The organism is Streptomyces sp. AN091965 (assembly GCF_022698285.1).
Classification (GTDB): Bacteria; Actinomycetota; Actinomycetes; order Streptomycetales; family Streptomycetaceae; genus Streptomyces.
In genome coordinates this window covers 8,981,606-8,994,710 of sequence record NZ_JALDMY010000001.1, presented here as the reverse complement: position 1 = coordinate 8,994,710, position 13,105 = coordinate 8,981,606, and the positions used below count along the sequence as shown (strand labels likewise).

The 13,105-nt window shown below is 73.6% G+C and carries 11 protein-coding genes; 5 read left to right on the top strand and 6 right to left on the bottom strand.

The features are described 5' to 3' along the window. Positions 1–12 precede the first annotated feature (12 nt). On the bottom strand, positions 13–258 hold the full coding sequence (locus MQV74_RS36920) for a DUF2630 family protein (protein WP_242727826.1): 246 nt from the start codon (positions 256–258) through the stop codon (positions 13–15). A 296-nt stretch (positions 259–554) separates the two neighbouring features. Here MQV74_RS36920 and MQV74_RS36915 point away from each other — a divergent pair, with 296 nt between their 5' ends. Then, complete coding sequence (locus tag MQV74_RS36915) at positions 555–1,172, top strand: TetR/AcrR family transcriptional regulator (protein ID WP_242727824.1); 618 nt, start codon at positions 555–557, stop codon at positions 1,170–1,172. Positions 1,173–1,191: 19 nt separating this feature from the next. Here MQV74_RS36915 and MQV74_RS36910 read toward each other — a convergent pair whose 3' ends face one another. Beyond that, positions 1,192–2,700 carry an LVIVD repeat-containing protein gene (locus MQV74_RS36910; RefSeq protein ID WP_242727822.1) on the bottom strand — a complete coding sequence of 503 codons (1,509 nt, stop codon included), beginning with the start codon at positions 2,698–2,700 and terminating at the stop codon, positions 1,192–1,194. 175 nt (positions 2,701–2,875) lie between these two features. Between MQV74_RS36910 and MQV74_RS36905 the strand changes: the two genes are divergently transcribed. Then, positions 2,876–3,571 (top strand): DUF305 domain-containing protein, encoded by a 696-nt coding sequence (locus tag MQV74_RS36905; RefSeq protein WP_242727820.1) that lies wholly within the window; start codon positions 2,876–2,878, stop codon positions 3,569–3,571. Positions 3,572–3,717: 146 nt separating this feature from the next. Here MQV74_RS36905 and MQV74_RS36900 read toward each other — a convergent pair whose 3' ends face one another. Next, on the bottom strand, positions 3,718–4,395 hold the full coding sequence (locus MQV74_RS36900) for a DUF6214 family protein (RefSeq protein WP_308402353.1): 678 nt from the start codon (positions 4,393–4,395) through the stop codon (positions 3,718–3,720). 172 nt (positions 4,396–4,567) lie between these two features. Here MQV74_RS36900 and MQV74_RS36895 point away from each other — a divergent pair, with 172 nt between their 5' ends. After that, the gene (locus MQV74_RS36895) at positions 4,568–6,013 is read left to right on the top strand and encodes an FAD-dependent oxidoreductase (RefSeq protein WP_242727818.1); all 1,446 of its coding nucleotides are present in this window, start codon (positions 4,568–4,570) and stop codon (positions 6,011–6,013) included. 46 nt (positions 6,014–6,059) lie between these two features. On the opposite strand, the gene MQV74_RS36890 is transcribed toward MQV74_RS36895, so the two are convergent. Continuing rightward, positions 6,060–6,416 (bottom strand): ArsR/SmtB family transcription factor, encoded by a 357-nt coding sequence (locus MQV74_RS36890; RefSeq protein WP_242727816.1) that lies wholly within the window; start codon positions 6,414–6,416, stop codon positions 6,060–6,062. 189 nt (positions 6,417–6,605) lie between these two features. On the opposite strand from MQV74_RS36890, the gene MQV74_RS36885 reads away from it, so the two are divergent. Further along, a complete protein-coding gene (locus MQV74_RS36885; protein WP_242727814.1) occupies positions 6,606–7,691 on the top strand; it encodes an NADH:flavin oxidoreductase/NADH oxidase in 1,086 nt (361 codons plus the stop codon). 58 nt (positions 7,692–7,749) lie between these two features. On the opposite strand, the gene MQV74_RS36880 is transcribed toward MQV74_RS36885, so the two are convergent. Continuing rightward, positions 7,750–8,445, bottom strand: a complete 696-nt coding sequence (locus tag MQV74_RS36880) for a L,D-transpeptidase family protein (RefSeq protein WP_242727812.1) — start codon at positions 8,443–8,445, stop codon at positions 7,750–7,752. A 139-nt stretch (positions 8,446–8,584) separates the two neighbouring features. After that, on the bottom strand, positions 8,585–11,812 hold the full coding sequence (locus tag MQV74_RS36875; protein WP_374120749.1) for an amidohydrolase family protein: 3,228 nt from the start codon (positions 11,810–11,812) through the stop codon (positions 8,585–8,587). A 246-nt stretch (positions 11,813–12,058) separates the two neighbouring features. On the opposite strand from MQV74_RS36875, the gene MQV74_RS36870 reads away from it, so the two are divergent. Beyond that, the gene (locus MQV74_RS36870) at positions 12,059–12,916 is read left to right on the top strand and encodes an aminoglycoside phosphotransferase family protein (RefSeq protein ID WP_242727808.1); all 858 of its coding nucleotides are present in this window, start codon (positions 12,059–12,061) and stop codon (positions 12,914–12,916) included. Positions 12,917–13,105 lie beyond the last annotated feature (189 nt).

The window sequence follows — 13,105 nt, the reverse complement described above, 5'->3', positions numbered from 1 at the left end:
CGCGGACCGCGCCTACGACTCGTAGTTCTCGACCTGCGCGACGGGACGCGCCCGCACCGCTTCCGGGTCGCCGCCGAACTCCTCCTTGGCCCGCCGCCTGCGCAGCAGGTCCCAGCACTGGTCGAGCTCCCGCTCCAGATCTCCCAGGCGGGCCCGCTCCGTGGCCTCGTCGATCGCTCCGGAAGCCAGCGATTCCCGGAGGGTCTTCTCGGCGTCGACCATCTCCGTGATCCGCGCCAGAATCTGCTGTTGGTCCATGTTCACGCGCCTCCTCAGACCCCCGGCCCCACTGTAAGGAGACAGAGCCGGATCGGCGAGGAGAGAGGGGAAGAACGGGGAGAACAGGGTGAACAGGTCGAAGGGGGACAACAAGGGGGATGAGGAAGACATGCGGAGCAGAGGGGCGGCCGCGACGGCCGCACTCCGGACATGCCTGAAGGCAGGCAACACTCCCCCGCGGTGTTGCCTGCCCCGAGCAGCCCCGGCCCATGTCGGCCCGGGCCGGGACGTCCTGAGTATATTGGCTGTGAGCCAGTCAACGCAGGAGTTACAGGATGTCCCCGCGTAGCCCATCGGTCAATGAAGAGTTGCGACGGCGTTCCCGCGAGCGGCTTCTGCAAGCCACGGTGGACCTGGTGGGCGAGCGCGGCTACGAGGCGACGACGCTCGCGGACATCGCCGACCGCGCCGGCTCCGCACGCGGCCTCGTGTCGTACTACTTCCCGGGAAAGCGCCAGCTCCTGCAGTCGGCCGTGCACCGTCTGATGCACCTCACCCTCCAAGAGGGCCTGGAGCGCGAGCCGCGCACCGAGGACGGGGACGAGCTCCTGGCCCGCGCCGTCGACGCGATCCTCGGCCTCGCCCGGGACCGGCCGGTCCTGATGCGCACGCACATGGCCGGGATCCTCCAGGCCGACGGGTTCGTGCAGTGCCCCGAGCAGCAGCGGCTCGCGTTCCTGCTGCGCGACACGATGGTCCGGCACGGCTCGCCGGACGTGGACACGGACTACCCGATGCTGCGCGCCCTGCTGATGGGCGCGGTGTTCGCGCTGCTGATCCCGGGCGCGCCGATGCCCTACGAGCGGCTGCGCGCCGAGCTGTTCCAGCGCTACGGACTCGACTGGAAACTCGGCGTCCCGCCGGGCGACGAACCGCCCGACGGGACGTTCTAGACCTCACCGGGGCACGGGCTCAGTGCCCGTTGAAGTACTCCGGCTGCGTCTGCACGTTGAGCTCGCGCAGCCGCACGCGCTTGGCCGGGTCCGTGCGCTTGTCGTTGAGCTTCAGCACGTCGAAGCCCTTGACCATGTCGTTCGAGTAGATGTGGCCGTTGTAGTAGTACGCCGACCACGAGCCGCCGCCGACGAGCTGGTCCGCGGAGAGCGGGCCGCGCTCGAAGTAGGCGATCTCCTTGGGCTTGGCCGCGTTGGTGAAGTCCCACACGGAGACGCCGCCCTGGTACCAGGCCTGCACCATGAGGTCCTTGCCCTTGACCGGGATCAGCGAGCCGTTGTGGGCCACGCAGTTCTCGGTGTCCGCCTGGTGGCGCGGGATCTTGTAGTAGCTCTTGAAGACGAGCTGGCGCTTGTCGCCCCGGCCCTTGATCTCGTAGATGCCGTCGGCGCCGCGGTTCGGGCCGATCTCGGCGTTGCAGGTGGCGCCGCCGCCACCGCCGAGCTCGTCGGTGAACACGACCTTGTCGGCGTCCTGGTTGAAGGTCGCCGAGTGCCAGAACGCAAAGTTCACGTTGTCCTGGACGCGGTCGATGACCTTCGGACGTTCGGGGTCCTTGATGGAGAACAGGATCCCGTCACCCATGCAGGCGCCCGCAGCGAGGTCCTCCGAGGGCAGCACGGTGATGTCGTGGCAGCCGGTGGTCTTGGAGACGCCCGGGTTGGTGGGCGACCCCGGGTTGCCGCCGCCGTCCGGGCCCTCGCCCGGGAACAGCACGGGGAAGCCGACGACCGCCGCCTTCTGCGGCGCCTTGCGCGGCACCTTGATCACGGAAATGCCGTCGTGCGGCGGCTGGCAGTCGGGGAACGCCGCGCTCGGCGCGTACGAGGAGACGTAGACGTAGACGTTGCGGCGCTCGGGCACCAGCGTGTGGGTGTGCGAACCGCAGGCGGTCTCGACGGCGGCGACGTAGCGCGGGTTGCGCTTGTCGCTGATGTCGAACACCTTCATGCCCTCCCAGGAGGACTTCTCCGTGGCGGGCTGCGTGGTGCTGGCGCAAGAGCTGTCGCTGCGCGAGGAGTCGGTCGACAGGAACAGCAGGTCACCGGAGACCGAGACGTCGTTCTGGGATCCCGGGCAGAGAACCTGCGCGACGGTCTCGGGCTTCTTCGGGTTGCTGATGTCGAAGATGCGGAAGCCGTCGTAGTTCCCGGCGAAGGCGTACTTCCCCTGGAAGGCGAGGTCGGAGTTGGTGCCCGGCAGCGCGTCCTTGGGGATGTTGCCCAGGTGCTCGATGTTGTCGGAGTGGACTATCTCGTCGGGCGCGGGGATCCTTCCGTCCCGTATGGCCCGCTGGGTGTCGGCGGCATCCGACTTCGACACCTTCTTCGGTGCCGCGGGGGTGTCGCCCGGGTCGGGCGTCGCCGCCGCGGGGACGGCGGTGAGCAGCGCGGCGAGGAGCCCGGCCGCGGCCGTGGCTACTCCCAGGCGTCTGCGCCGGGTTCGGGGTTCGTTCAGCAGAGTCACTGCTTCCTCCCTTGTGGCCGTTCGAAGGCGAACGGTGCACGGACACCCGCAGTATCGTGCTCCTCATGTACAAATCAACAGATGGAAACACGGTCGTAATGAACGCTTCCGATCACTGACGCTCATCGGCGTGCTAGGACGGACCCAACTACCCCGCGCGTCCCAGGAGGTTGCCGTGCCCCACCGCCGTACGCCCGCCGCCCGTACGTCCGTTGTCCGCGCCTCCGCCGTGACCGCGCTCGTCGCGGCCGCCACCCTCGCGCTCGGCGCCTGCGACTCCGCGTCGGACGCGGACGCCAGGCCCAAGTCCGGCTCCTCGAAGGGGCCTTCGGTGATCGCTCCGGGCAAGCCCGGGGAGAAGGCGGCGACGCTCTCGGCCGAGGAGGCCGCGCGGCAGAGAACCGACGACGACAGCCCGAACTCGGCGGACTTCGACTACGTCGAGAAGATGATCCCGCACCACGCCCAGGCCCTGGAGATGACCCGGCTCGTACCGAAGCGGGCGAAGTCGACGCGGGTGAAGCGGCTCGCCGACCGCATCACGGCCGCCCAGAAGCCGGAGATCGGCGCCATGGAACGATGGTTGAAGAGCCAGGGCAAGAAGGCGGAGAAGCGCGGGCACGGCGCGCACCACGACCACGCGGGGATGCCGGGGATGGCCACGCCCGCCCAGCTCGAGCAGTTGCGCGCGGCCAAGGGCGAGGCCTTCGACGAGCTGTTCCTGAAGCTGATGATCACGCATCACTCGGGGGCCGTCACCATGGCCACGGACGCCCTGTCGGAGGGCAACAACCTGCTGGTCGAGGAGATGGCCAACGACGTCGTGGCGCAGCAGACGGCCGAGATCAACCGGATGCGCGGGATGGGCTGAGCCCTACCCGGCCACCGCGCCTGAGCGGGCACGATGAAGTCCGCTGCATGGTGGAAGCGCCCCGAAGGGGGGCGGGGAACCGCGCCGCCGGCCACGACGAACCCGCAGGCGGACGACGGCATGGCACGGCGTATCCAGCGGAGCGCTCAGCGGCGGCGGTGCCGGGGCGACAGATGGCCCGCGTCGCGCGCCCCGGCGATCAGGCGCAGGGACTTGCGGCGGCTGTGCCCCGTCGCGCACATCACCGCGAGCACCGGGTCGCGGCCCTCGTCCCGCGCCGCGCGGTACGCCTCGACGGCGGCCTGGCGCACGGTGTCGCCGCGCTGCACGGAGGGCCGGGCCGGGCGCGCCGCGGCCGCCTCGTCCGCGAGCCCGCTGCGGCAGGAGGTGTCGGCCGGGCCGTACTGCTGGGCGACGCCCCGGCAGACGTCCGCCAGCGGGCCCTCGATGCGGTCGGCGAGCGCGACGAGCTCGGGCAGCGGCAGCGGGGGCTCCGCCCGCAGGTCCTCGATGGCGACGCGGCCCTCGCAGACGGCGGCGAGCACGTCGACGTGGGCGCCGTCGAGGTCGAGGCGCACGTGCAGCAGGGACGCGGGCCCGCCGCCCGGCCTGCGGACGTCCAGGTGGCCGTCGGCCCTCGTGAACAGCTGGAGCGTGGCGGCCGAGGGGTCCGCCGCCCAGCGCGGTGACTCGTCGTAGGCCGCGGGGTCCAGTGACTCCTGCGGGGCCGGAGGCCACTCCTCCAGCGGCTCCGCGCCGGGCCACCCCGGGCCGTGGGCCGTCCGTGGGTAATCACTCTCGTCGAAAAATGAGCTTTCCAGCACAGCCGCACGGTAGCCCTACAGTCACACTCCGCCAGGGCGGCACGCACGCGGCAAGCGGCAGGGCACCCTGTCAGCGGCACGCGCGGACGCGTCCGGCGGGCGCCCCGCCAGTGGCCCGCGCCACGGGTCCCGCGACCGGTCCGTCCCCTCCCCCTTTGGGCACACCGGTGCGATGCTGAAGCAGGACAGGCATCAGGGCGTCCCGGGGACACCTCGCGGAAGGAGCTCCGCCGTGCACGTCGCCGTCGTGGGATCGGGTCCGAGTGGGGTCTACACCGCGCAGAGCCTGGTCCAGCAGGACCGGGTGCCCGACGTGCGGGTCGACGTGCTCGACCGGCTGCCGTGCCCGTACGGCCTGGTGCGCTACGGCGTGGCGCCCGACCACGAGAAGATCAAGTCCCTGCAGAAGACGCTGCGCACGATCCTGGAGCACGAGCGCGTGCGGTTCCTCGGCGGCGTGGAGATCGGCCCGGGCGCGCTGCCCCCGGCCCGGCTCCTCGACTGCTACCACGCGGTCGTCTACTGCGTGGGCGCCGCCACCGACCGCAGGCTCGGGGTGCCGGGCGAGGACCTGCCGGGGAGCCACTCGGCGACGGAGTTCGTGTCCTGGTACAGCGCCCACCCGGACGTGGCGGTGAACGGCTCGGGGCCGCAGGACCGCTTCGTACGGGACGTGGACGCGGCCGTCGTCATCGGCGTCGGGAACGTCGCGGTGGACGTGGCGCGGATGCTGGCGCGCGGTGTCGCGGAGCTCGCGCCCACCGACATGCCGCACGAGGCGCTCGACGTCCTCGCCGCCAGCCGGGTGCGCGAGGTCCACATGGTGGGGCGGCGCGGCCCTTCGCAGGCGCGCTTCACCACGAAGGAGCTACGGGAGCTCGGCTCGCTTCCGGACACCGAAGTGCTCGTGGATCCGGAGGAGTTGGCCCTCGACCCCGGCTACGCCGACCCTTCGGGCCTGCCCGCGGCGAGCCGCCGCAACGTGGAGGTCCTGCGCGGCTGGGCCGAGCGGCCCGAGCGCGGGCTCGCGCGCCGGATCCGGCTGCGGTTCTTCCTGCGGCCGGTGGAGCTGACCGAGGCGGCGGGCCGGGTGGGCGGCGTGCGGTTCGAGCGGACGCTGCCGGACGGGCACGGCGGCGTGACCGGCTCCGGCACGTACGAGGAGATCGGGGCGCAGCTCGTGCTGCGGTCGGTGGGCTACCGCGGGGTGCCGATCGAGGGGCTGCCGTTCGACGGGGCGAGCGGCACGGTGCCGCACTCGGCGGGCCGGGTGCTGCGCGACGGCGCGGTGTCGCCGGGCGAGTACGTCGCGGGCTGGATCAAGCGCGGGCCCACGGGCGTGATCGGCACGAACCGGCCGTGCGCGAAGGAGACGGCGCTCTCCCTGCTGGACGACGCGCCCGCCCTCGCGCGCCGGGCGGTGGCGGACGAGCCGCTCGCCGCGCTGCGGGCGGCGGGCGCCGACCCCGTGGAGTGGCCCGGGTGGCTCGCGATCGAGCGGGCCGAGGCGCAGCGAGGGCGGCTGCTCGGGCGCGGCGGGCCGGTGAAGATCCCGGACTGGGCGGGCCTTCGCGAAGCGGCGGCCCGCAGCGGCGAACGCCCGCAGCCGCGACCCTGATCGGCCCACGGCCCCGCCCTCGGCCGCCGGACGGGCCCCCGACAGGTCAGTCTTCGTCCGCCAATCGGTCGGCCTGGTGTGCGGCCGCGGCCAGGACGCTGTCCAGGAGGCCGGGGAACAGGTCGTCCAGATCGGCGCGGCGCAGGGCGTTGAGCTTGGCGGTGCCGCGGTAGATCTGCTGGATCACGCCCGCCTCGCGCAGCACGCGGAAGTGGTGCGTGCTGGTGGACTTGGTGACCGGCAGCGCGAAGTCCGAGCACGTGAGGCCCGCGTCGTCCCGGGCCAGTTCGCGCACGACCAGCAGGCGCAGCGGGTCGGAGAGGGCGTGCAGCACGCCTTCGAGGCGGATCTCGGCACGCGCCGGGTGCGCGAGCACGCGCGAGCTCGGGGCGGCGGTCGTCATGGCGGCTCCACTGGGACGAGGGCGTGCGCGGCACCGGTATGTGTACGGAACGTTTCCATTGTACGAGAGCCATCGTAGTTTGACAGTCTCCGTACTACGGTGCCTATCGTACGAGCGGCAGGGGGCGTCCGGAGCGGCCTGTGGCGCCCCCTGCCCCGTTCCACTCGCCGCCCCCGAAGGGAGCACGCCGTGAGCGCGCTGTTCGAGCCCTACACCCTGCGGAACCTGACCATCCCCAACCGCGTCTGGATGGCGCCGATGTGCCAGTACTCCGCCGAGGCCACCGGGCCGGACGCGGGTGTCGCCACGGACTGGCACCTGGCCCACTACGCGGCGCGGGCCACGGGCGGCACCGGCCTGGTCCTCACCGAGGCCACCGCCGTCAGCGCCGAGGGCCGCATCAGCCCCTGGGACCTCGGCATCTGGAACGACACCCAGGTCGCAGCGGCGCGCAGGATCACCGACTTCGTCAAGGGCCAGGGCTCGGTGCCCGGGATCCAGCTCGCGCACGCGGGCCGCAAGGCCTCCACGGACGCCACCTGGCGCGGCGGCGCGCCGCTCGCCCCGGACGCGGGCGGCTGGCAGCCCCTCGGCCCGAGCGCGGTGTCCTTCGCCGACGGCCACCCCGTCCCCACCGAGCTGACGGCGGCCGGCATCCGGCGGATCGTCGGCGAGTTCGCGGACGCGGCGCGGCGCGCCCTGGACGCGGGCTTCGACGTCGCCGAGATCCACGGCGCCCACGGCTATCTGATCGGCGAGTTCCTGTCCCCGCACAGCAACCGGCGCACGGACTCCTACGGCGGCGACTTCGCGGGCCGCACCCGCTTCGCCCTGGAGGTCGTCGACGCCGTGCGCGCGGTGTGGCCCGAGGACAAGCCGCTGTTCTTCCGCATCTCGGCCACCGACTGGCTTCAGGACGGCGCGCCGGGCTGGACCGCCGACGACACCGTGCGGCTCGCGCCGCTGCTCAAGGAGCACGGCGTGGACCTCCTCGACGTCTCCACCGGCGGCAACGCCGCGGGCGTGCGCATCCCCGCCGCACCCAACTACCAGGTCCCCTTCGCCGCCCGGGTGAAGGCGGAGACGGAGCTGCCCGTGGCGGCCGTCGGTCTGATCACCGAGGCCGCGCAGGCCGAGAAGATCCTCGCCAACGGCGAGGCCGACGCCGTCCTGCTGGGGCGGGAGCTGCTGCGCGACCCGTCGTTCGCCCGCCGGGCCGCCCGGGAGCTGGGCGCCGACGTGCACGTGCCGAACCAGTACCTGCGCTCCGTCTGAACGGGCGAGCGCCGCCGGGAGGAGTCCTCCCGGCGGCGCTCTGCGGTGACCGGACCGGTCAGGTGCCCGGCTTGCGGCCGTAGACGAACACGTCGTCGCCCTTGCGCAGCATGCTCCAGTACTTCACGGCGTCCTTCTTCGTCATGTTGACGCAGCCGTGCGAGCCCGGCGGGGCCCAGACGCTGATGCCCACCGAGTGGAAGGCCTGGCCGCCGTCGAAGAACTGGCTGTACGGCATCGGCACGTGGTACAGGCTCGACACGTGGTCGATGTCCCGCCAGTAGACCTTCTTCAGGCCGGTGCGGGTCTCGTGGCCGTTGCGGCCGGTGCGCACCGGGACCGGGCCGTACTTCAGCTGCTTGCCGTCCTGGATCCAGCTGAGCTGGAGCGTCAGGTCGACGCAGGCGATGCGGCCCTTGTTGGTCGGGCACTTGCCCGCCTTGTTCGGGTTGTTCCCCACCTTCTTCTGCTTGTTCATCAGGTCCATCACGCCCCAGGTGACGGCGCCCGCGTACCCCGCGTTCGGGGTGATCTGGTGCTTGGTCTGGAAGGCCTTGATGGCCTTGCAGTCGGCGGCCGACTGCTTGCCGTCGACCGGACGGCCGAGGAACTTCTCGACCTGCTTCTGGTACGGCCCGGTCTGCGTCGAGCACGACGCGGCCTGTGCGGTGCCGGTCCCCATCGCGATCGCGAGCGGGGCCACCAGTCCGGCTATCCCCAGTGCGACGGCTCCTCGTCTGACTGTCTCCCCCACGGCTGCGCGCTCCTTCTTCGTACGTACGGCGAATTCCCCCTGGTAGACAGCGCGCGAGCCAGGTTCGTTGTAGGGGGAATTGACACAGGTCTGTAACAGCGGCGGGCCCGGCCGTACGGGCCTGGCCCGCCGCCCCGCCTCACACCCCCGGGTCGCAGCAGCCGTCCCTGCGCATGAGCCGCCCCACATCGAGCCAGTCCGTGTCGCGCGGGGTGCGCCGGGCCGCCGACGCGAACGCGCCCACCAGCTCCTCGGTCTCGTAGGGGGTGCCGCCGCGCAGCACCCCGACCGTGCGCACCAGCGTGGCGAAGTCGGTGAACGGGTCGCCGTCGACGATCGTCAGATCGGCGATCCGGTCCCGCTCGACGGTGCCGAGGTCCTTCTCCACGCCGAACACGCGGGCGGGCAGGACCGTCGCGGTGCGCAGGGCCTCGGCCGGGGAGAGCCCGCCCCGGTGCAGCGCGCGCAGGCCCATGTGCAGGGCCAGGCCCACGGGCACGAGCGGCTGGTCCGTGCCGAGGGCCACGAGGCCGCCCGCGGCCAGGATCCGCCGGTAGATGTCGGTCTCCGTGCGCAGCGTGGCGAGCTGGGCGGCGGTCGGCGGCGTCGCGGCCTGTTTGCGGACGGACTCCACGTCCCACGGCGGCATGACGGCCGTGACCCGGGGGTCGTCAGCCAGCGCGGGATCGGCGCCGATGAGCGGCACGGACGTGAACGGCGTCGCGACGAGCGCGAAGCGGGCGCCGCGCGCGGTGTAGATCTCGGTGACGTCGGCGTAGGAGCGCCCCGACGCGGTGATGGCGTGCCCGAACTCGGCCCGCTGGGTGGCCTGGAGATGCGTCGTCAGGTCCTGGCCCGTCTGGATGCCCGGGGACAGGAAGTGGCTGCCGCTGCGCACGCCGAGCCGCTCGTGGGCGAAGCGCGCCGCCTCCTCCATGACCCAGCTCGGCGCCCGTACGTACGTCTTGACGAAGTCCCAGTCGAGGTGCTCGGCCCGCTCCAGGGAGCGTCTGAGCCCGGCCCGGGTGCGGTGGGCGCGGCCCATGCTGTAGGCGACCCGGCCGCCGTCGAGGAGCTCGCCCGTGGTCAGCAGGCGCGGCCCGGCGAGCTGGCCGGTGGCCACCGCCTCGCGGATGCGGGCCTGCTCGTGGGCGAAGCCGCCGAGGGACACCGCGGTGGTGATGCCGTACGTGAGCTGACCCACCGTCTGGCGGCCGCCGTACGTGCTCTGCCAGGGGTGGGTGTGCGTGTCCCACAGGCCGGGGAGCACCGTGCGGTCGGAGGCGTCGATCCTGCGCCGGGCGGTCCGCGCGCCGCGGTGCGGCGCGACCTCCGCGATGCGCCCCCGGCGTACGACGATGTCGACGTCCTCGCGCACGGCGGTGCCGGTGCCGTCCCACAGCCGCCCGGCGTGCACCACGGTGTCGGGCGGGGTGGGGCGGCGCTGGTCGAGCGGCACGCGGACGGTGCGGGCGCGCCCGCCGTCGACGCCGATCAGGCGCAGGCGGGTGCCCGACAGATAGAGCAGGGTCGCGGAGTCGCCGGACCAGGTGGGGTGGTCGGCGGGCTCGGTGGTGAGGGTGCGGAGCCTGCCGCGCGGGGTGCCGTCGGCCGCGACGGGCAGCAGGCACAGGGCGGACTCGACGATCACGGCGAGCCAGCGCCCGTCCGGCGACCAGACGGGCCCGGAGTCGTAGCGGTCGGCGATGGAGGTGTGCGGCGCGACGGGGTGGAGGCGGTCGGTGCCGGTGGTGGTGTCCACGACGCGGACGAGGTTGTAGCCCTCGCGGAAGCGCAGGTTGAGCCGGTTGCGGTCGCAGAACGCGAGGTGGCGGCCGTCCGGCGACCAGCTGGGGCGGCCGGGAAGTCCGCCGCCGCCCAACGGCTCCGCGAGGGTCCGCTCGGTACCCGCGTCGAGGTCGCGCACGACGAGCCGCCCGGTCATGTCGAGGCAGGCCAGGCGCTTGCCGTCGGGCGAGAGCGCCGGGTGCACCCGGCCGCCGGTGGCGAGCGTGGTCTCGGCGCCACTGTCCAGGTCGTGGCGGTGGACGCCGAGCAGTCCGTCACGGTCGTCCGCGTACACCAGGGAGCGGCCGTCGCGCGCCCACGACGGGCCGAGCAGATAGCCGGTGGGTTTCGCCCGGCGCAGCCTCCGCGGCGCCTTGCCGCCCGACGTGCCCGCGAGCCACAGCGAGTTCAGGGCCGCGAACGCGATGTGCCGGCCGTCCGGAGAGAGGGCGGGCAGATGGATGCCCCGCACGGGGCGCACCCGGTCCTCGCCCAGGTCGTACTCCTTGACCCGGTAGCGGGGCCGGTCCACGGGAAGGACGCCCTCGAAGGGGAGGGTCCGCGGGGTGCCGGGGGCTTCGGGGCGCACGAGGGTGAAGCGGCCGTCGACGGTGAGGAGCAGTTCCCCGTCCTTCGTCCAGCGCGGCGGCACGGGCGCGATGTCGCCGGTGACGTCGACGGGCTTGCCGTCGACGACGAGCACGCAGGAGCCGTTCGGGGCCGCCGTGGTCCGCAGATGGGCGAGGCGGCGGCCGTCCGGTGCCGGGGCCGGGGTCATCACCTGGGCGTTCGCGGTCTCGGTGTGCTCGACGGTCACGGGGCCCGTGCCCCGGGCGGGGACGGCCGCGACCGTGCGCGCTTCGAGCGTGACGCCCGTGGGGCCGGTGACGCCCTTGGCCCGGACGAAGAGGATGCGGGTGCCGTCCGGGGTCCACGCGGGGTCGAAGTCCTCCCAGCGGCCGTCCTGGAGGGGGCCGTCCTGGCCCGGTACACCCGTGACCCGGGTCAGCTCCCCGGTGCGCAGGTCGAGGACGTGGATGCGGTACGCGCTGCCCGCCACCGGGTCGCCGCCCCGCTCGGAGGCGAAGGCGATCCTGGTGCCGTCGGGCGACCAGGCCGGGCCCCGGTCGTCCCACGGTCCGTCGGTGCGGCGGCGCAGGTCGGTGCCGTCGGCCCGCAGGGTCCAGAGGTGGAAGCCGCCGTCGCGGTAGGCGCAGAACGCGATGTGCTCGCCGTCCGGCGCGTACACCGGCCGGTTGGGTTCGAGCCCGGCCGGGGTGAGCCGCACGGCCTTGCCGCCGGCGCGCGGGGCGGACCACAGGACGTGCTGCACCTCGGCGATCAGCCGGTCACCGGCGGGCGAGAGGGTCGCCGAGCCGTTGGTGGCGCGGGTGAAGGACAGGGGCACCCCGGTGGCGGGGCGGGCCGCGGCGGGCGCGGGGGCCACGACACCCGCCGCGCCCGTGGCGGCGACGCCCGCGGCGCCTGCGACGACAAGGAGTTGACGGCGTGTCAGGGAGACCGGGAGGAAGGGGGTGGAAGACGAAGACAACGAGTCAGTGTTGCTGTCACGGTCCATGACACAGCACACTCGCGCACCCCAGAGGGCCGGGCAACACCGCCTTGCGCACCGTCACCCGACTCGGCGCATGGGCGTCACCCCCACCCGGCGCGCGGACGACGGCAACTCGGTGCGCAGGCGTCACCCGGACGCATTCCACGGCGGCTCGGCGCGTCCGCGCGACCGCGGGCGCCGCGCGCACGTGGCGCCCGCGCGCCGATATTCGATTCACCCGGACGAGTCGCCCCTGACATGATCGGCGGCATGCACCCCGGCGCCATCCCCCGTCAGCCCGCGCCTGCCGGCGTCCGCGCCCTTGTCCGAGAGGCGTTGCCCGAGGGCCACGACCTGTCCGTCGCGCCCGTGGGCGAAGGGGGTGAGCACTCCACCTGGTGGGTGGGCGACCGGTACGTGCTGCGCATCGCGCTGGACGCGGACACGACGGTCCGGCAGCGGCGCGAACTGGCCCTGCGGGACGCGCTGCGGCCCGTGCTGCCGGTGGCCGTGCCCGCGAGCGTCGCGTCCGGCACGTGGGCACCGGGGCTCGCCTACACCGTCGACGGACGGCTGCCGGGAGTCTCCGCCGAGCGCCGTCCGGTCGGAGCGGAAGGCGAGCAGGACCTGGCGCGGCTGCTCGGAGCGCTGCGCACGGCGGCCGCTCCCCCGCTGCCCGCGCGGCGGCCGCGCTCCCTCGACGCGCTCGGTGCGGCGGCCGGACCCGCCCTGGCCCGGCTCGCCGCCGACGGCGAGGTCCCCGGCGGCCTCGCCGTCGACGCCGCGGCCCACCCCGCACCCGCCGCCACTCCCGTGGTCCTGCACAACGACCTCAAGGGCGAGCACCTGCTGGTGAGTTCCTCGGGCCGGGTCAGCGGCGTGCTCGACTGGGCGGACGCCGTGGTGGGCGACCCCGCCGAGGACGTCGCCGGGCTCGCCCTGTCCGTCGGCGCCCCGGCGGCCGGGCGGGTGGCCGCCACGGCCGGGCACGCTCCGGCGGTGGCCGAGCGCGGGCTGCTCCTGGCCCGTTACGACACGGCCCTGCGGCTCGCCGACCGCCTGTACGGGGACGACGACAGCCCCGTGCCGCTGCTGCGGGCCCAACTGGCGCGCGCCTGGGAGCGCTGAGCCCGGCCCGGCACCCCTGGAAGGCACACCACGCGACACACCCGCCGCGGACACAACTCCCTTGCCACCCTAGGGACTTCCCTAGGTGCCGCACCGACGCGGCGGCCGCGCGCGGACTCCTATCCTGGTCGCCCTTGCCATGCGTCACGGCTGTCACGCGTCGCGTCCTTCGCCGTCGTCACGCGTCAC